We start from the raw sequence: 18889 nt of genomic DNA, 5'->3' as shown, positions 1-18889 counted from the left end.
GTACAGGTAGACTTAACGGTGTCTTTGATACCAACGATTTCAACTTCTTCGCCAACTTTAACGATACCGCGCTCAACACGACCGGTAACTACGGTACCACGACCGGAGATGGAGAATACGTCTTCGATTGGCAGCAGGAACGGCAGGTCGATAGCACGCTCTGGTTCTGGGATGTAAGAATCCAGGTGACCGGCCAGCTCGATGATTTTAGCTTCCCACTCAGCTTCGCCTTCCAGTGCTTTCAGCGCTGAACCACGAACAACCGGCAGGTCATCACCAGGGAAGTCATAAGCAGACAGAAGTTCACGAACTTCCATTTCTACCAGTTCCAGCAGCTCTTCATCATCAACCATGTCGCATTTGTTCATGAATACGATGATGTAAGGAACGCCAACCTGACGACCCAGCAGGATGTGCTCACGAGTCTGAGGCATAGGGCCGTCAGTCGCAGCTACAACCAGGATAGCGCCGTCCATCTGAGCAGCACCGGTGATCATGTTTTTCACGTAGTCGGCGTGCCCTGGGCAGTCAACGTGCGCGTAGTGACGAGTCGGGGTGTCATATTCAACGTGAGAAGTGTTGATGGTGATACCACGAGCTTTTTCTTCTGGCGCGTTATCGATCTGGTCGAAAGCACGTGCAGAACCACCGTAGGTTTTAGCCAGAACGGTAGTGATTGCAGCGGTCAGGGTAGTTTTACCGTGGTCAACGTGGCCGATAGTACCAACGTTAACGTGCGGTTTGGAACGTTCAAATTTTTCTTTAGACACGGCTATATTCCTTAACTCTTTTGCTCCCCCCTCATGGAGAGAGCACTGATCAATGTGTTAAACCCGAAAGCTTATTTACCACGGGCTTCAATAACGGCCTGAGCGACGTTGTTCGGCGCATCATCGTACTTCAGGAACTCCATGGAGTAAGAAGCACGGCCTTTGGTCAGAGAACGCAGTTGAGTTGCGTATCCAAACATCTCGGACAACGGAACTTCAGCGTGAATCTGAACGCCAGTAGCGTTGGATTCCTGACCTTTCAGTTGACCACGACGACGGCTAAGGTCACCGATGACGTCACCAGTGTTCTCTTCCGGCGTTTCAACTTCAACCTTCATGATAGGCTCAAGCAAAACAGGTTTTGCTTTCTTAAAGCCATCTTTAAAGGCGATAGACGCGGCCAGTTTAAACGCCAATTCGGAGGAGTCAACATCGTGGAAAGAACCGAAATGCAGACGCACACCGAGATCAACTACCGGATAACCGGCCAGTGGACCAGACTTAAGTTGCTCCTGAAGACCTTTATCAATGGCAGGGATGTATTCCGTTGGGATCACACCACCTTTAATGTCATTGATGAACTCGTAGCCTTTCGGATTTGAGCCCGGCTCCAGTGGGTACATGTCGATAACAACATGACCATACTGACCACGACCACCAGACTGCTTGGCGTGTTTACCTTCGATGTCAGTAACTTTCGCGCGAATCGCTTCACGGTAAGCAACCTGTGGTTTACCCACGTTCGCTTCAACGTTAAATTCACGACGCATACGGTCAACCAGGATATCCAGGTGAAGTTCACCCATACCTGCGATGATGGTCTGACCTGATTCTTCGTCAGTCCATACGCGGAATGATGGGTCTTCCTTCGCCAGACGGCCCAGAGCCAGACCCATTTTTTCCTGGTCAGCTTTGGTTTTTGGTTCTACCGCTACGGAGATTACCGGCTCAGGGAACTCCATACGCTCAAGAATGATCGGGCTAGCAGGATCACACAGCGTATCACCGGTAGTTACGTCTTTCAGACCGATTGCTGCAGCGATGTCGCCTGCACGAACTTCTTTAATCTCTTCACGCTTGTTAGCGTGCATCTGAACGATACGGCCCAGACGCTCACGCGCGGCCTTCACGGAGTTCAGAACGGTGTCACCGGAGTTAACAACGCCAGAATACACACGGAAGAACGTCAGGTTACCCACGAATGGGTCGGTAGCGATTTTGAACGCCAGTGCAGAGAACGGCTCTGAGTCGTCAGAATGACGTACAGCAGGGGTGTCTTTACCGTCGTCCAGAATACCGTTGATAGCTTCAACGTCATTTGGCGCTGGCAGGTATTCGATAACCGCATCCAGCATTGCCTGTACGCCTTTGTTTTTAAAGGCAGAACCACAGGTTACCAGAATCACTTCGTTGTTCAGCACGCGCTGACGCAGAGCTTTCTTGATTTCTTCCTCGGTCAGCTCTTCGCCGCCCAGGTATTTGTCCATCAGCTCATCTGAGGCTTCAGCAGCAGACTCAACCAGATTCTGGTGCCATTCAGCAGCCAGTTCTTGCATGTCAGCTGGGATCTCTTCGTATTCGAAGGTCACGCCTGCATCAGCTTCGTTCCAGTTGATGGCTTTCATTTTCACCAGGTCAACAACACCGGTGAATTTCTCTTCTGCGCCAATTGCCAGCTGCAATGGAACCGGGTTTGCGCCCAGACGAGATTTAAGCTGACCAACAACTTTCAGGAAGTTGGCACCCATACGGTCCATTTTGTTAACGAACGCGATGCGTGGCACTTTGTATTTGTTAGCCTGACGCCATACGGTTTCAGACTGTGGCTGAACACCACCAACAGCACAGTAAACCATTACCGCGCCATCAAGCACACGCATGGAACGTTCTACTTCGATGGTGAAGTCAACGTGCCCTGGGGTGTCGATGATGTTTACACGGTGCGGCTCAAACTGCTTGGCCATACCAGACCAGAAAGCAGTTGTCGCTGCAGAAGTAATGGTAATACCACGCTCCTGCTCTTGTTCCATCCAGTCCATGGTGGCGGCGCCGTCATGAACTTCACCGATTTTGTGGTTTACACCGGTGTAGAACAGGATACGTTCGGTAGTTGTGGTCTTACCGGCGTCGATGTGAGCACTGATACCGATATTACGGTAGCGCTCAATGGGTGTTGTACGAGCCATTTGATTCCTCTATTGCCTTAGGCGGTTCGGTGAAACCAAGCGGGTTGGCTTCTTGAAGCGCCCACTTGGTTAGCAAAACTACTGCATGGATTACCAGCGGTAGTGGGCGAACGCCTTGTTGGCTTCTGCCATACGGTGAACGTCTTCACGCTTCTTAACAGCAGAGCCTTTGTTCTCTGCTGCATCAGACAGTTCGTTCGCCAGGCGCAGAGCCATGGATTTATCACCACGTTTACGAGCGGCATCAACGATCCAACGCATTGCCAGGGCATTACGACGAACCGGACGAACTTCAACTGGTACCTGGTAAGTAGAACCACCAACGCGGCGAGACTTAACTTCTACAGTCGGGCGCACGTTGTCGAGAGCGACTTCGAAAGCTTCCAGGTGACCTTTACCAGAACGCTGAGCCAGGGTCTCCAGCGCGGTATAGACGATTGCTTCTGCAGTAGATTTCTTGCCATCTACCATCAGAATGTTTACAAATTTAGCCAACAGCTCGGATCCGAACTTAGGATCTGGCAGGATTTTACGTTGGCCTATTACGCGACGACGTGGCATGGAAATACTCCGTTGAAAATTTCAGGATTGTCCAAAACTCTACGAGTTTATTTTGACATTAAAATGTTTGGCCTTACTTAACGGAGAACCATTAAGCCTTTGGCTTCTTCACGCCGTACTTGGAACGAGCTTGCTTACGGTCTTTAACGCCGGAGCAGTCAAGTGCACCACGGACGGTGTGGTAACGCACACCTGGCAAGTCTTTAACACGACCGCCACGGATCAGGATTACGGAGTGTTCCTGCAGGTTGTGGCCTTCGCCACCAATGTAAGAACTCACTTCGAAACCGTTAGTCAAACGCACACGGCAAACTTTACGCAGTGCGGAGTTTGGTTTTTTCGGGGTGGTAGTATATACGCGAGTACATACGCCACGTTTCTGCGGGCAAGCTTCCAGCGCTGGAACGTTGCTTTTAGCAGCCTTCACAGAGCGTGGTTTGCGAACCAGCTGATTAATCGTAGTCATTAAAAAAAGCTCCTGGGTTTTGCTTCGTTTTTTGCTTCGTAAACATGTGATAAATCCCCCGTATGCACTATTGGCACAGTACGAGGACGCAGAATTTTATGGCTGACTGGTAGAGGTGTCAAGAAATATACAACATCACACGCATTACCATGCCATTTGGCTGTGGTGTGTCTCGGTTAACACAACGAAGTCAGTATAACCGATCAGCGTGATTTTGGGTGAAAAATGACCAGACAGGCCTCTGGCATCCAGATCGTCCTGCAGCGCATAAAGGGATATGGGGGCATTGAGCAATAAATCAAGGCTGGCGCTACCGGCCAGGCCGGCCAGTAAGCCGTCTTGCAACAACAACAGGGCATCACCTTCTCTGGTGAGCCTTAACAACGCAGGCAGGTCGCAACGGGTTGGGGAATGGCTTAGGGTATACAGCATCAAAGTATCCTAGAAAGTCATGACCACATCGTAAGCGGCCAGTTTCTCGCGCAGAGTATCTGGCGGCAGAATTTCGGCCTTCAACACCCAGTCGGTGACCTGTTGCAGCCCGCGCTCCTGGATGGCCGTTGCGCAGAGATAGCAGTTATCAACGTCATACAGCGGCAATACACCAAAGGTGGCGATGTAATTGCGGGCCAGGATCTTTTCGGGTTGTTGGCCCGGCAGCAGTTGCAACACGCCATCGCCGACAAAAAACACGCCGATATCCTCGCTCAGTGCCGACGTCGCCAGTACCGCATCCAGCCCTTCTCTGCCAGCCGCACTGCCATGTGGCCCTTGGGTAAATACAAACGCAACTCGCTTCATTCTACTCACTTAAAACTGTACCAGACGATCGTTGCTCAGCGCCGCTTCTGCCAATGAGCCTAAACCGCTGAGGGTAAACCCCGGCTGCAGGTTAGCGGCCGCCAATGCCAGCTGTGCGGCTTCTTGCTCATCGGCCACGCCACGGCGCAAAGCTGCCGCCACACAGACGTTAAGCTCCATACCATGCCGCTGTGCCAGATCAACCCACGCACGCACCAGATCGAACTCATCGCTGGCCGGAGATGATAGCTGGTTAGCATTCAGCACCCCTTCGCGATAGAAAAAAACGCTGGTAATGCGGTGGCCGGCCGCCAACAGGGACTGGGCGAATTGCCAGGCGCTGCTCGCTTGCTGAGTACCATAAGCCGGGCCAGTGACCAATAGGCAGTAGTTAAGCATCAGCGCTCATTGCCCAGCAGATCGCCACTCTTGAACTGGCGGATATACAGGTAAACGGTATGTTTGGAGATATTCAGGCGATCGGCAACCTGATTGATCGCGTCCTTGATATCAAAAATACCTTTCTCATACAGGTTGAGTACGATCTGGCGATTTTTGGCGTTATTGGACACGTTGCGATCGGCATTCACCTCTTCGATGGTGAACTCCAACGTCTGCGCTACCAGATCGTCAACCGAGGAGGCAAAGTTGACAGAGGAAGCTACCTCCTGCGTTTCCGGCGGCATAAAGGTCTGGATGATCTGCGAGAACGGCACATCAAGGTTCATGTTGATACACAGCAGGCCGATCACCCGCTGTTCGCGATTGCGGATGGCAATCGTCACCGACTTCATCAACACGCCACTTTTGGCCCGGGTGAAATAGGCTTTGGAGACGCTGCTGTCATCGCCCGCCATATCGTGCAGCATGCGCAGTGCCAGATCGGTGATCGGCGAACCGATTTTACGCCCGGTGTGCTCGCCATTGGCAATACGCACGGCGGAGCATTTCAGATCCTCCAGGGAGTGCAGCACGATTTCGCAGTGCCCACCAATCAGCATCGCCAGCCCGTCGACCACGACTTCATACGACTTCAGGATTTCATGGTCCGTCTGACTAAACGGACGCTCATTCAGCAAATCAAGTTCGCTGGCTTCGCTGGATAAAAGCGAATTTGACATCGAAGATACCACCTACATAGATCGCCTGTGCCAGGGGACGCAACTAAAACGGCTCGCGCAGGAGACAATCGCTGCCGGGAGCAGTTTTAGGTACACGCCCTAAGGGGCAGGCGCATGATTCATAAGTTCAGACCCAGAGTCTAGCAAAACGGTCAGATGCTGGTTCTTACATTTGCGCGTGATATTGACGTTAAGCCCGATGCCCGGCAGGCGTCAAGCGATCAGTAGAGACAGGAAGTAAAGTTGCAGGATATTTGGCATTCTTGGTCGTGCAGAAATGAAAACCGCCGCGAAGGACATTCGCGGCGGTTGGGAAAATCTTAGACTTATTTGGCTTTAGCGTCTGCAGCAGCTTCGTCAGCCGCTTTTTCTGTTTTGTCGTCAGCCTTGGCTGCCGGTTTCACATCCAGCAGTTCAACGTCAAACACCAGCGTGGAGTTGGCAGGGATCCCAGGAACGCCATTTTTGCCGTAGGCCAGTGCCGGTGGGATAACCAGTTTGATCTTGCCACCTTTCTTGATGTGCTTCAGGCCTTCGGTCCAGCCTGGGATCACGCCGTCCAGACGGAATGACAATGGCTCGCCGCGATCGTAGGAGTTGTCAAACACGGTGCCGTCGGTCAGGGTACCTTTGTAGTTTACCACTACGGTATCGCTGTCTTTCGGTGCTTCACCGGTCCCTTCTTTCTCTACTTTGTACAGCAGACCAGATTCGGTTTTCTTCGCGCCTTTTTCTTTGGCGAAGGCTTCAGCGTATTTAGCGCCTTTCGCTTCGTTTTCTTTCGCGTCCTGCTCCATCTTCGCCTGAGCGGAAGCCTTCACGCGCACTTCAAAACCTTGCAGAGTTTTTTCGATGTCAGAGTCATTCAGCTTGCTTTGCTTGGCAAACGCGTCCTTAACAGCCCCGAGCATCACGTCTTTGTCCAGCTTGATGCCCAGTTTTTCTTGTTCATCCAGCGAGTTTTCCATGTAGCGGCCGAGTTGAACACCCAGTGCGTAAGCTACCTGCTCATCGTCATTCTTGAACTTGCCGGTGCTTGGTGCTTCTGCAGGTTTAGCCGCTTCAGCAGCAGGCGCAACCTCACCGGTAGTGGTAACGGTAGCTGCATCAGCAGGTTTGGCCGCATCGGCTGCCATAACTTGGGTCGCATTCAGAGCAAGAGCCATAGTGGTTGCCAGAAGCGTGACTTTAAACAAAGATTTCATCCATTTCTCCAGTGTCTGAAGCGGTGCCTCAAACCATCATTAAGTAAGTTAACCGGGCTACTATAGCTGCCTGAAACAAAACAAAACAGTCACACAGGTAACCAATCGAGTCAAGATGTGACCTCATATTGGTAGCAAAGTTCAAGAAAAATAAAAATAGCATTGATAATTAACGATTTTATTTAACGACTTTGCGGATTGAATTGTCCGCTCTACGGCAGTGAAAAACCACTTGCCGAAATTGGCAGGCACAAAGCCGACCGCTACTGATAACATAGTGCCAGAATCCCGGATTTAACAGTGCCAGAGGTAACATCATGCACGAGAAAAACTACGAGAACCTGCTTCTGCGGTTGGAAGAGATGGAAAGCCGCCAGGCCTTTCAGGAAGTGACGATTGAGGAACTCAATCAAACCGTGGTGCAGCATCAGCTTGAAATGCTGAAGATACAAGAGCATCTGCGCCTGCTGACCGACAAACTGCGCGCCAGCCAACCTTCGATGATCGCCTCGCAGTCGGAAGAGACGCCGCCCCCGCATTACTAAAAAAGGCCGCCGAAGCGACCTTTTGTTGCAGTTACAGCACCAGAATTAGTGGCAGCCGCAACCACCGTTGCCACCACAGCCGCCTTTCTTGCCGTGGTCATGATCGTGGTCGTGATCGTGGCCATGACCGCCGCAGCAGCCGTCACCGTGTTCGTGGTGATGATCGTGCTCACCGTGAACGTGGCCGTGGGCCAGTTCTTCTTCGGTCGCTTCACGGAGCGCCACAACTTCTACGTGGAAGTTCAGGTCTTGGCCAGCCAGCATGTGGTTACCATCAACCACTACGTGGTCACCATCAACTTCGGTGATTTCAACCGGAACCGGGCCCTGATCGGTATCAGCCAGGAAGCGCATACCTACCTGCAGTTCATCAACGCCCATAAAGACGTCTTTAGGAACGCGCTGCACCAGGTTTTCATCGTAGTTGCCGTAAGCTTCGTTAGCGGCAACATGAACGTCGAAACGATCGCCCGCTTCGTGACCTTCGAGCGCTTTTTCCAGACCTGCGATCAGAGAGCCATGCCCGTGCAGATAGTCCAACGGTGCACTCACCGGAGACTCATCAACCAAAACACCGTCTTCTGTACGTACTTGGTAAGCCAGGCTGACCACCAAGTCTTTTGTTACTTTCATGATATCTCCTACCGTTGGAAACTAAATCGGTGGAGATTGTAGCGGAAATCTCCAGCGCTGTACCCTTCAGCATAAAAAATCACGGCAGATAACGCTACTCCGGATGAAAAATACCGATCACCTGCTCCTGCGGACGAACGTGTTTTTCCACCTGTTGCTCGGTCTGGCGCTGATGGTGGCCACACTTGACGCACTCCACCACTTCAACCTGGTCTTCACGCCAAACCGCCAGCGTATCCATAGCGTTACAGCTTGGGCAAACCGCCCCGGCGATAAATCTTTTACGTGTTGCAGACATCATTGTGCTCCGAATTATTCGTATTCATCCCAACCGTCGAACTGCCGTTTTTCTTTTTGCATTTCACGGTGGAAAAGTTCTTCCAGCTCGCGCCGGGCTTCTTTCACGCGGGAAATCTGGGCCACATCCCCCAGATGCGGAGGCATCAGTTCACGCAGCATGCGCATATCCAGACGGCGAAAATGCTGCTGAGCGCGATAAGCCTGATGCGGGTGCATCCCCAACTCCGTTAACGCCTTGCGCCCCAGCTCCAGAGCGCTGGAGAAGGTTTCCCGGCTAAACTGTTTTACGCCAGCCTGTAGCAACTCATGCGCTTCCACACGCCCCCGCGCCCGCGCCAAAATGGACAGGTTGGGGAAGTGCTGCTGGCACAGATGGACAATGGCCATGGTATCTTCCGGCTCATTACAGGTAATAACGATAGATTTGGCTTTTGCCGCACCAGCTGCCCGCAGCAGTTCAAGCTCCGTGGCATCCCCGTAGTAAACCTTGTAACCGTATCGGCGCAATACGCCAACCGCGCTAACGTCCCGCTCAAGCACGGTGATACGCTTCTTGTTAGCCATCAGTAAGCGGCCAATCACCTGCCCGAAGCGGCCGAAGCCGACGATGATTACCTGCGGATCGTCGTCTGCCACGTAGGGAGCCTCTTCATCCTCATCCTTGGCGTTATAGCGGCGGGCCAGAATGCGATCGATAATCTGCATCAGCAGCGGCGTGGTCATCATTGAGAGCGTCACCACGACCAGCAGCAAGGCCAGTTGATCGTCGTCAAAGATATGCTGTGTCGACGCCGCCGAGAACAGCACGAAGGCGAACTCCCCGCCCTGGCTCAGCACCCCAGAAAATTGCAGACGTACCGAGCGTCGCAGGCCAAAGATACGCGCCATCGAGTACAATACACCCGACTTCACCGCCACCAGGATCACCACGCCAAGCAGCACTTCCAGCAGATGGGTATACAACACGCCCATATTCAGTGCCATGCCTACCGAGATGAAGAACAGCCCGAGCAGCAGCCCTTTGAAAGGCTCAATGGCGATTTCCAGCTCATGGCGATATTCGCTCTCTGCGAGCAACACCCCGGCGATAAAAGTCCCCAATGCCATCGACAGACCAAGGGCATCCATAAACAGCGCAGCCCCCAGTACCACCAACAACGCGGCGGCCGTAAATATTTCACGCACCCCAGATGAGGCGATATAACGAAATAACGGGCGTAACAGGAAACGCCCGCCGATCAGCATGCCGCCGAAGGCCGCAACCTTCATGGCGATTTTCGCCCAATCATCGCTGGTGCCTGCGCCACCGGCCAGGATCGGGATCAACGCTAACGCCGGGATCACCGCCATATCCTGGAACAGCAGCACCGAGAAACCTAGCTGGCCCCCCTCGTTACGGTTCATCCCCTTTTCACGCATCAGCTGCAGCGCCATGGCCGTCGATGACATGGCCAGACCAATGCCGCCGATCACTGCCGCCTGCCAGGCGAAATGGCTGAAATACAGCAGCGCGCCAAGCACTGCCGCCGTGACCAATACCTGCCCGGCACCGACACCAAAGATCGAACGACGCAGTTCCCATAGTTTGGCCGGGTTCAGTTCCAGCCCGATGATAAACATCAGGAACACCACACCCAACTCGGAGAAATGCAGAATTTCATCCACATCCCGAATGAATCCCAATCCCCACGGGCCGATGGCGATACCGGCGATCAGATAGCCTAAAACAGCCCCGATCCCCAGGCGACGGGCAATGGGTACTGTCACCACCGCGGCAAACAGGAACAGCAGTATGGCGGTTAATAGCGCGGAACCTTCCATCAGTGCCTCCCGGTGTGCGGTAAGGGGTTACGCAACCAATCGCCATAGGCGCTGGCGTGGCTGCTCAGCACTTCCGGTTTCTGGCGGCGTGCCCAGTAGACGAGGATCGGCGTCAGCCAGTGCATATGACACATGGCCGCAGTCAGTTCAAAAGGGCGCAGAATATCCTCGATCGGATAGCGATTATAACCGCCGGTGCGATAGGCGCCTTCCGGCTCCCCGGTAGTGATCACCGAACGCCAGTATTTGCCTGCCAGCGCATTACCGCCCATCCCACTGGCAAAGCCACGGGACAGCACACGGTCCAGCCACTCTTTCAGCAAGGCCGGGCAGCTATAGGTATATAAAGGGTGTTGGAAAACGATGACCTGATGGTCGCGCAGCAGCTGTTGTTCGTGATGGATATCAATAAAGAAATCCGGATAGTGCGCGTATAAATCGTGCACGGTGACATGTTCCAACTGCTGTGCCGGTTGTAACAAAACCCGGTTTGCTACCGAGTCCTGGGATTCCGGATGGGCATACAGCAGCAAAACCTTCGGCGGCTGTGACATCATTCCCCTCCAAAGCGTCGTCAGGGTGGCGGATTTCCGTTACCATGCAACGCAAAGACTAATAATAGGACTGCTACGCGTCCTGTTAACGTAAACTCAATTCAATTTAACATACTCTGAACAAACGGCGCTTTATGATTGTTTTCTCCTCGCTACAAATCCGACGCGGCACCCGCGTCCTGTTGGACAACGCCACGGCGACGGTTAATCCAGGTCAGAAGGTCGGCCTGGTGGGTAAGAACGGCTGTGGGAAATCCACGCTGCTGGCCCTGTTGAAAGGTGAGATCGCCGCAGACGGTGGCAGCTACACCTTCCCAAACAACTGGGCGCTGGCCTGGGTGAATCAGGAAACTCCGGCACTGGACGTGCCCGCCATTGAGTATGTTATCGATGGAGATCGGGAATTCCGCCAGTTGGAAGCCGAATTACAGGTGGCAAACGATAATAACGACGGCCACGCCATCGCCACGCTGCACGGCAAGCTCGATGCCCTGGATGCCTGGACCATCCGTTCCCGTGCCGCCAGCCTGTTGCACGGTTTAGGCTTTTCCAACGAGCAACTGCAAAGCCCGGTGCGCGCCTTCTCGGGCGGATGGCGTATGCGCCTCAACCTGGCTCAGGCTTTGGTTTGCCGCTCCGATCTGCTATTGCTGGACGAACCCACCAACCACCTGGATCTGGATGCAGTGATCTGGCTGGAACGCTGGCTGAAAAGCTATCCGGGCACCCTGGTGCTGATTTCGCATGACCGTGATTTCCTCGACCCAATCGTCGACAAGATCCTGCACATCGAAAATGAGACCATCAACGAATATACCGGCAACTATTCCTCCTTTGAGCGCCAGCGCGTCACCAAACTGGCACAGCAGCAGTCGCTGTATCAGAGCCAACAGGAAAAAGTGGCGCATCTGCAAAGCTATATTGACCGTTTCCGTGCTCAGGCCACCAAGGCCAAACAGGCACAGAGCCGCATCAAAATGCTGGAACGGATGGAGCTGATTGCCCCAGCGCACGTCGATAATCCGTTCACGTTTAGCTTCCGCCAACCCGAAAGTCTGCCAAATCCCTTGCTGCGGATGGAAAAAGTCAGTGCAGGCTATGGCGACAAAGTGATCTTGCAGTCAATCAAGCTCAACCTGGTGCCCGGTTCACGTATTGGCCTGTTGGGGCGTAACGGCGCAGGTAAATCAACGCTGATCAAAATGCTGGCTGGCACGCTTGAGCCGTTAAGCGGGGAGATCGGGCTGGCAAAGGGCATCAAACTGGGTTACTTCGCCCAGCATCAGTTGGAGTTCCTGCGCGCCGATGAGTCGCCACTGCAGCATCTGAGCCGCATCGCCCCTCGCGTGTTAGAACAGCAATTACGCGATTACCTTGGCGGCTTCGGCTTCCAGGGCGATAAGGTCACCGAAATCACCGAACGTTTCTCCGGCGGTGAAAAGGCACGGCTGGTGCTGGCGCTAATCGTCTGGCAGCGCCCTAACTTGCTGCTGCTCGATGAACCGACCAACCACCTGGATCTGGATATGCGCCAGGCGTTGACCGAAGCGCTGATCGATTTCGAGGGGGCATTGGTGGTGGTTTCGCACGACCGCCATCTGCTGCGTTCTACTACCGACGATCTGTATCTGGTGCACGATGGCCAGGTGGAGCAGTTCGAGGGCGATCTGGACGATTACCAGCAGTGGCTTAGCGATCTGCAAAAGCAGCAGGCACAGCAGGATGCCGCACCGAAGCAGGATAACGGCAACAGCGCCCAGGCGCGTAAAGACCAAAAGCGCCGTGAAGCCGAATTCCGTACGCAAACCCAACCGCTGCGTAAGCAGATCGCCAAACTGGAACAACAGATGGATAAGCTGGGTGCCGAATTGGCCGCGGTGGAAGAACAGCTGGCAGACTCGGCGCTGTACGACATCAGCCGTAAAGCCGATCTGACCGCCTGCCTGCAAAAGCAAAGCCAGGCCAAGTCCGCTCTGGAAGAAACGGAAATGACCTGGCTGGATGCCCAGGAACAGCTGGAGACGCTGACCCAAGCGTTTGAAGCAGAGAGTTGATTTAACGCCCCCTCTCCCAAAGGGAGAGGGGGCCTATCGTGCTACAGCTTAACTCTGGTTATAATCCTTTATATCAACTAGTTAAATATTAACTCTGTAATCGCCTACGAGCTCAATTCAGCTCCCTCTCCCTGTGGGAGCGGGTTGGGGTGAGGGGCAGGCAATGCGCTGGCGGATCTGCTCCAGTGAGTCCTGGTTATAGAGTTTGCCATCCAGGAAGCGCGTTTTCAGTTCGCCCTGCTGTTCCTGCTGCCAATCCTGATTATCCAGCAGTTGATATTCTCCTTCCCCATCGCGGATCACCCGTAACAAACCGCATGCAGACTGTTTCAGACCGTTGTCGGTCTTCGGTTGTTTGAAGATAGGGCGCCCCACTCCGTTCACCTCACCGTAGGTGGCCTTCATCGCGAAACCAAAGGTATCGCGGGTATTATACTGATAAGTAAAGGAACCTACGCCAAACACTACGTTAGAACTGGCAAAACCTTTCGCTTCCAGCCGTTGCAGAATTTCCTGGGCGCGTTCCAGAGTGATGGAGTCTCCATAAATCAGCCCGACATGCGGATCCAACACTTTGTAGCCCTTGCTGTTAACCGTGCCGCCAAAGATTTCCCACAACACTTCCACCGAGCCTTTCTCTTCGGGGCTACGTTGCGTACTGCGATCGCTGTCGTCGCCGGTTCCACAAAGAATAGCCACCGGGTCGCCACTGTCTGGGCGGAAGACCACTCGGCCATCGCGCGCCATAATCTTGCTGTGTAACTCACGAGTAAACTCCGTCAGCACCTGCCAGTAATCCCAGGTATCCGACACGATGGAAACCAGCCCGTTCGGGTAAAGATCTTCAATCAGGCGGCGGAACGTTTCGATCTCCGTTGCCTGCTCTCCCATGCACATCACACTATGTTCGGTGGCGGGAATGCTGCCAGCCACGAAGTAATCTTCAGCGGTTGGATAATACTTCTGTGCGTACAGCACCGCAGGAATGTTGTCGGTCCCCTTGAAGCTGAGCAAATGCCCGGCACCGGATTGCGCGACATCATGCATGCCCGACATGCCGCGGAAGGAAAAGTCGTGGCATTGGAAATCCAGATGCGCCAGGTCATCACAGGTTTTATCCGCCCACATCTGGCAGATCTTGCGGTAATGGTGGGCAATGGTGGCATTGGTGGAAGCCTTCCACAGTTCGGCCGAGATCACCGTTTCCAGGTAGTTGACCAGCCAGAAGAACTCCTCACGCGTATTGGTGATGGTCAGCACCGGCACCTTCATCTTCACCTTGCTACCCTCATCCAGCCCTTTGATATGCAGCGGCAGATAACCCAACCGATGCAGCGCGCGAATATGCTCCACGCAGACCCGGTCCTGACCAATGTAGCTGTCCATCAGCTTTTTATATTCCCCCACTACCTGCTCTTCTGGTTGGGCAAAAAACTGTTGGTTGAAGAGATCCACCATGAACCACTGCAAAAAGCCCTGCAGACCAAAGAACACCAGTTGGCCGTCCGGCAACGGGGAAGTAAAGAACCGATCGCTGCGCGGCGTGAAGTTGGAATAGATCCGCGTAGTACCCAGCGGATACTGCTCACGGTGTGACACTTTATAGCCATCAATCGCCAGAATAGGATTGGTCAACATAGTCGGTTCCTTAGCGAGCGTAGATACGCGCAATATCAATCAGTTCAACACGTTGCTGAGCGAGTTCCGCCGCAGCATAGGAAGTGGTGGTATAGATGTTATCGATGCCTTGGCTCAGCAAAGCCGCAGTGCCTTTGGAAAACACCCCGTGGGTGACATACAGGCTGACCGTACGAGCCCCCGCCTGACGCAACACCTTGGCCGAGCCGATAAAGGTGCCGCCGCCGTCGCACAGGTCATCCACAATCAGCACGTCTTTGCCCTGCACATCACCGGCCAGCAGCTCGAAACCCGTCAGTTCGCCGCTGAATACGTCCCGGTGTTTGGTCAGGATGCCGTATTGCGCGATGCCAAAGTGTGCCGCCACCGCGTGAATTTTTTTCAGCGCTCCGGCATCCGGAGCCATCAGTAACAGCTGCTGCTGGGTCAGTAAATTGGCCAGTCTGCTGCTGTGCTGCATGCACTGTTGCTGAGTAATGATGTGCATGTTGTCGATCACGGCAGCAGCCACTTCGCTGTGTGGATCCAGTACCGTCACGCGGTCAAACGCCAAGGTGTTGAGTAATTGGCCGAACACCTTGAGCGCAAAGCTGTCGCCGGAGGTCATATGGCGATCCTGGCGGGCGTAGGGCAGGTAAGGCAGCTCAAGCAGGCTTTCTTTGATCAGAAACTGGTGGCGTACCGCCTGCGTCAACTGTGCCAACAGCATGAAGTCATCCATGCTGCGCATTGCGCTGGCACGTATACGCATCTGCGAAGCTCCCGTTGTTTCAGGCTGTGCAAAACGGGCATACACCGCCCCATCGGGAAACTGCCCGGTTGTCACCTTCACTTCAATGTCGTTCAAAAACAACTGCAGCTGTGCGCTCATATTTTTCTCCCCCGCCAATTATTGTCTCTAGGACATTTATATAATTGTCCAAGAGACATTTATTGGCAAGCGAAAAATGCCTTAATCGCAGAGAAATCGCTTAACCATTTGTTTATTTGAGCTTTTAATAATTATCATTAGCCAGCAGCTATTGTTATATTGTCTCAAAGACCTTTTTAGCCGAGCGCCAGCATGACCACGCAAGCCGAGTACCTGAAAAACTACGATCCGCGCCTCTTCCCCTCACCGCTTGTCACCGTCGACAGCGTGCTGTTTACCGTACACGGCGGGAAGCTGTGCGTGCTGTTGGCCAAGCGCGCTAATCAGCCTTTCCTCGATCAGTGGGGATTGCCCGGTGGGTTTATCGATTTGCAGCGTGACACCTCCACGCAAGCGACGGCCGAACGTAAACTGAGGGAAAAAACCGGTTTGGTGCCACCCTATCTGGCGCAGTTGGCCAGTTTTTCTGGCCCCGAAAGGGACCCGCGCGGCTGGAGCCTGACCACGGTCTACTTTGCTCTGATCGCCCATGCCGATTGCCAGCCGCATATCGCCGACGTGAGCGACGTAGCCTGGGTGCCGTTGGACAACCTGCAAGCGCAGCAGCTGGCTTTCGATCATCAAACGATCGTAGAAGCGGCACTGCAGCGGCTGCGGCAAAAAACGGCATACTCCATGCTGCCGGTCTATTGCCTGCCAGCGGAGTTCACGCTTTCCCAGTTGCAGGAAGTGATTGAGATCATCTTGTCGCATACGGTACAGCGCAAAAGCCTGATGCGGCGTTTTGACGCTTCGGAAATGTTTGAGGAAACCGGCGAGAGAGTGGCAACAGGCGCACGTAAGGCACGCCTGTATCGCAGGAAAGCGGGAGTAGATATGAGAAACTTTTCCAGAAACCTGATGGTGGAGTGATCCTCAGGCGCGATAGAACGGCTTATCTCCCAGAATGGTCGCGCGGTGCATAATACGCCGCTGCGGCAGGTAATCCGCGTTGGCGTAATGCTGCGTCACCCGGTTATCCCAGATGGCAATATCATTGGCCTGCCAGCGCCAGCGCACCTGAAACTCCGGCTTGGTGATATGCGCAAACAGGAAGCTCAGCAGGGCATCACTCTCCTTCGCCGCCAGATCGACAATCCGCGTAGTAAACCCCTCATTGACGAACAGCGCCTGCTTGCCGGTCACCGGATGGGTGCGGATCACCGGATGCAGCAAAGGTGGGTTTTTCTGCACGGCCAACTGCCAGCGCTGATGCTCTTCCTCGCTGCCACGATGTTTATACTCGGGGAACGACTTGGTGAAGTCATGTTCCGCCTGCAACCCGGCCAACAGCCGCTTAAAGGGTCCGGACAACGCCTCATAGGCGGCAATCCCGCTGGCCCACAGCGTGTCCCCACCGGTCGTCGGCAGCTGCTTGGCGGCTAAAATCGCCCCCTGCGGCGGGTTTTCAATAAAGGTAACGTCGGTATGCCAGTTGTCGTTATCCGGCGGGTTATCGTTATGGGTATCCAGCACAATGATCTCCTCCACATCGGGAGCATGTGGATACACCGGGTGAATATGCAAATCGCCGAAGCGCCCTGCCAGCTCGCGCTGTTGTAGCGGTGTGATTGGCTGTTCGCGCAGGAACAGCACCTGATGTTTGAGCAAAGCATGATAAAGCTGTTCAAACTGGCCGTCGCCCAGTGGCCGCGCCAGATTGACGTTTTCCACCAACGCGCCGATATAAGGCCCCAACGGGGTAATTGCCAAACGTTCGTTCATTGCTGTACTCCATGCCAAGGGGTCAAACGGCGCTGTAAGGCACGCAGCCCCAGCTCCAGACCAAATGCAATTATCGCAATCACGCTGATACCGGCGATCACTACGTCGGTCGCCAAAAACTCACCTGCGGACTGCACCATGAATCCCAGACCGCGCGTGGCGGCAATCAGTTCGGCGGCCACCAGCGTAGACCAGCCGACGCCCAGGCCAATACGGATGCCGGTCAGAATTTCCGGAAGCGCGCAGGGCAACACCACAAAGCGCAACAGTTGCCAGCGGTTGGCTCCCAAAGCTTGTGCAGCACGAATGCGCACCTGCGCTACGCTGCGTACGCCTGCCACGGTCGAAAGCGTCACTGGGGCAAAAATCGCCAGGTAGATCAGCAGGATTTTCGAGGTTTCGCCAATGCCAAACCAGATCACCATCAGTGGCAGATAGGCCAGCGGCGGCACCGGGCGATAAATTTCAATCAGGGGATCGAGCAGGCCACGTACCGTCTCACTCAGTCCCATCGCAATACCCACCGGGACACCGATGACCACCGCAGCAAGCAGCGCTACCAGGATTCTGCCCAGGCTGGCGGCTAAGTGTTGCCACAACGTGGCATCCATAAAGCCTTGCGGGCTGGCAATGACCACCAACTGATGCAATACCTGCTGCGGCGCGGGCAGAAATAACGGGCTGACCAGTTGCAAGGCGGTTACCGCCCACCAGACCGCCAATAGCACCAGCAAGGTTGCCGTGCTCAGCTTGAGGCTGTGCGGCAGCGTGAAACGAGATTGACGCACCGCTGTCGGTACTGCGGCTTTCAGAACAGAATGCAGGCTCATAGCAAGGCCTCGCGCTGTTGGAACACCCGGCCCAGCACGTATTCACGCTGGGCGATAAACTCAGGATCGGACTTGATGGCGCGGCAAGCCTCTCCGGCGGCATAGCGCTGGCCAAAATTCAGCGATAAACGCTCCACCACCTGCCCAGGGCCAGGAGAAAGCAGTATCAGCTCGCTGGCCAGGAATACCGCTTCTTCAATGTCATGGGTGATCAGCAGCACCTGCTTGCCGGTATCGCGCCAAATGTTCAACAGCAGTTCCTGCATCTGTTCGCGAGTGAATGCGTCCAGCGCCCCGAAAGGCTCATCCAGCAGCAATAGCCGAGGATCGGCAGCCAAGGCGCGGGCAATGCCCACCCGTTGACGCATCCCACCGGACAGTTGCCAGATAAAGTGTTGTTCATAGCCGGTCAGCCCCACACGTTGCAACATCTGCTGTGCCACCTTGCGGCGTTGCGGCTTGGCCACACCGGCCAGCTGTAAGCCAAACTCCACGTTATCCACCACGTTGCGCCACGGCAGTAAGCCTTCATGCTGGAAGACCACGCCCCGCTCGGCTCCCGGGCCTTTGACGGGGACATCGTCCAGCGTAATGCTGCCTGCCGTTGGCTCAATAAACCCGGCGATCAAATTCAGCAACGTGGTCTTGCCGCAGCCAGAAGGCCCCAACACCACCACCAATTGCCCTCTGGCTATCTGGAACGACACATCGCGCAGCGCCGCACGCCCCTGATAATCGGCCGAAAGATGGTTAACGTTTAGCATGGCGG

At 54.3% G+C, this 18889-nt stretch carries 21 protein-coding genes; 3 read left to right on the top strand and 18 right to left on the bottom strand.

Going from position 1 to position 18889, the window contains the following annotated elements; genetic code table 11:
• From IMQ33_RS26015 to fkpA, 9 genes are all read right to left on the bottom strand, one after another.
• A partial coding sequence (locus IMQ33_RS26015; protein WP_196062605.1) for an elongation factor Tu occupies positions 1-770 on the bottom strand: 770 nt, incomplete at its 3' end.
• A 71-nt stretch (positions 771-841) separates the two neighbouring features.
• A complete protein-coding gene (gene fusA, locus IMQ33_RS26010; RefSeq protein ID WP_021181636.1) occupies positions 842-2956 on the bottom strand; it encodes an elongation factor G in 2115 nt (704 codons plus the stop codon).
• 90 nt (positions 2957-3046) lie between these two features.
• Positions 3047-3517 (bottom strand): 30S ribosomal protein S7, encoded by a 471-nt coding sequence (rpsG, locus tag IMQ33_RS26005; protein WP_021181637.1) that lies wholly within the window; start codon positions 3515-3517, stop codon positions 3047-3049.
• A 91-nt stretch (positions 3518-3608) separates the two neighbouring features.
• Positions 3609-3983: a 30S ribosomal protein S12 gene (gene rpsL / locus IMQ33_RS26000; protein WP_021181638.1), complete on the bottom strand. Its 375-nt coding sequence runs from the start codon at positions 3981-3983 to the stop codon at positions 3609-3611.
• A gap of 144 nt (positions 3984-4127) precedes the next feature.
• Entirely contained in the window at positions 4128-4415 is a 288-nt protein-coding gene (tusB, locus tag IMQ33_RS25995) for a sulfurtransferase complex subunit TusB (RefSeq protein WP_065684973.1), read from the bottom strand.
• Positions 4416-4424: 9 nt separating this feature from the next.
• Positions 4425-4784 carry a sulfurtransferase complex subunit TusC gene (gene tusC / locus IMQ33_RS25990; protein ID WP_196062606.1) on the bottom strand — a complete coding sequence of 120 codons (360 nt, stop codon included), beginning with the start codon at positions 4782-4784 and terminating at the stop codon, positions 4425-4427.
• A gap of 9 nt (positions 4785-4793) precedes the next feature.
• Complete coding sequence (gene tusD / locus IMQ33_RS25985) at positions 4794-5183, bottom strand: sulfurtransferase complex subunit TusD (protein WP_196062607.1); 390 nt, start codon at positions 5181-5183, stop codon at positions 4794-4796.
• Positions 5183-5905, bottom strand: coding sequence for a transcriptional regulator (locus IMQ33_RS25980; RefSeq protein ID WP_024482691.1), 723 nt, complete (start codon positions 5903-5905; stop codon positions 5183-5185). Before IMQ33_RS25980 ends, tusD begins: the two co-directional genes overlap by 1 nt.
• Before the next feature lie 326 nt (positions 5906-6231).
• Positions 6232-7110, bottom strand: coding sequence for an FKBP-type peptidyl-prolyl cis-trans isomerase (gene fkpA / locus IMQ33_RS25975; protein WP_065684970.1), 879 nt, complete (start codon positions 7108-7110; stop codon positions 6232-6234).
• A gap of 317 nt (positions 7111-7427) precedes the next feature.
• Here fkpA and IMQ33_RS25970 point away from each other — a divergent pair, with 317 nt between their 5' ends.
• Complete coding sequence (locus IMQ33_RS25970) at positions 7428-7655, top strand: SlyX family protein (protein ID WP_024482693.1); 228 nt, start codon at positions 7428-7430, stop codon at positions 7653-7655.
• Positions 7656-7700: 45 nt separating this feature from the next.
• On the opposite strand, the gene slyD is transcribed toward IMQ33_RS25970, so the two are convergent.
• From slyD to kefG, 4 genes are all read right to left on the bottom strand, one after another.
• Positions 7701-8288 carry a peptidylprolyl isomerase gene (gene slyD / locus IMQ33_RS25965; RefSeq protein WP_021181645.1) on the bottom strand — a complete coding sequence of 196 codons (588 nt, stop codon included), beginning with the start codon at positions 8286-8288 and terminating at the stop codon, positions 7701-7703.
• A gap of 94 nt (positions 8289-8382) precedes the next feature.
• Entirely contained in the window at positions 8383-8586 is a 204-nt protein-coding gene (locus IMQ33_RS25960; protein ID WP_037376686.1) for a YheV family putative zinc ribbon protein, read from the bottom strand.
• 14 nt (positions 8587-8600) lie between these two features.
• A complete protein-coding gene (gene kefB / locus IMQ33_RS25955; protein WP_065684969.1) occupies positions 8601-10409 on the bottom strand; it encodes a glutathione-regulated potassium-efflux system protein KefB in 1809 nt (602 codons plus the stop codon).
• Positions 10409-10963 carry a glutathione-regulated potassium-efflux system ancillary protein KefG gene (kefG, locus tag IMQ33_RS25950; protein ID WP_024482696.1) on the bottom strand — a complete coding sequence of 185 codons (555 nt, stop codon included), beginning with the start codon at positions 10961-10963 and terminating at the stop codon, positions 10409-10411. Before kefG ends, kefB begins: the two co-directional genes overlap by 1 nt.
• A gap of 134 nt (positions 10964-11097) precedes the next feature.
• On the opposite strand from kefG, the gene IMQ33_RS25945 reads away from it, so the two are divergent.
• The gene (locus tag IMQ33_RS25945) at positions 11098-13017 is read left to right on the top strand and encodes an ABC transporter ATP-binding protein (RefSeq protein ID WP_024530829.1); all 1920 of its coding nucleotides are present in this window, start codon (positions 11098-11100) and stop codon (positions 13015-13017) included.
• Positions 13018-13134: 117 nt separating this feature from the next.
• Here IMQ33_RS25945 and IMQ33_RS25940 read toward each other — a convergent pair whose 3' ends face one another.
• Both IMQ33_RS25940 and prs read right to left on the bottom strand, forming a co-directional pair.
• The gene (locus tag IMQ33_RS25940) at positions 13135-14655 is read right to left on the bottom strand and encodes a nicotinate phosphoribosyltransferase (RefSeq protein ID WP_196062608.1); all 1521 of its coding nucleotides are present in this window, start codon (positions 14653-14655) and stop codon (positions 13135-13137) included.
• A 10-nt stretch (positions 14656-14665) separates the two neighbouring features.
• Positions 14666-15526, bottom strand: a complete 861-nt coding sequence (prs, locus tag IMQ33_RS25935) for a ribose-phosphate diphosphokinase (protein ID WP_098929589.1) — start codon at positions 15524-15526, stop codon at positions 14666-14668.
• Between the two features lie 192 nt (positions 15527-15718).
• On the opposite strand from prs, the gene IMQ33_RS25930 reads away from it, so the two are divergent.
• Positions 15719-16438, top strand: a complete 720-nt coding sequence (locus IMQ33_RS25930; RefSeq protein WP_098929587.1) for an NUDIX domain-containing protein — start codon at positions 15719-15721, stop codon at positions 16436-16438.
• A 3-nt stretch (positions 16439-16441) separates the two neighbouring features.
• Here the strand turns inward: IMQ33_RS25930 and tauD are convergent, their stop codons facing one another.
• The 3 genes from tauD to tauB are packed head-to-tail and all read right to left on the bottom strand — an operon-like array spanning position 16442 to position 18884.
• On the bottom strand, positions 16442-17290 hold the full coding sequence (tauD, locus tag IMQ33_RS25925) for a taurine dioxygenase (protein WP_065684967.1): 849 nt from the start codon (positions 17288-17290) through the stop codon (positions 16442-16444).
• The gene (gene tauC / locus IMQ33_RS25920; protein ID WP_098929583.1) at positions 17287-18120 is read right to left on the bottom strand and encodes a taurine ABC transporter permease TauC; all 834 of its coding nucleotides are present in this window, start codon (positions 18118-18120) and stop codon (positions 17287-17289) included. The genes tauD and tauC overlap by 4 nt, the downstream gene beginning before the upstream one ends.
• Positions 18117-18884, bottom strand: a complete 768-nt coding sequence (gene tauB, locus IMQ33_RS25915; RefSeq protein WP_024530823.1) for a taurine ABC transporter ATP-binding subunit — start codon at positions 18882-18884, stop codon at positions 18117-18119. The genes tauC and tauB overlap by 4 nt, the downstream gene beginning before the upstream one ends.
• Positions 18885-18889: the final 5 nt, after the last annotated feature.

Origin of the sequence: Serratia sp. Res13-Sevr-LER1-36-b, assembly GCF_015673035.1 — a bacterium.
GTDB lineage: Bacteria > Pseudomonadota > Gammaproteobacteria > Enterobacterales > Enterobacteriaceae > Chania > Chania fonticola_C.
This window is presented reverse-complemented; position numbering and strand designations above follow the sequence as displayed.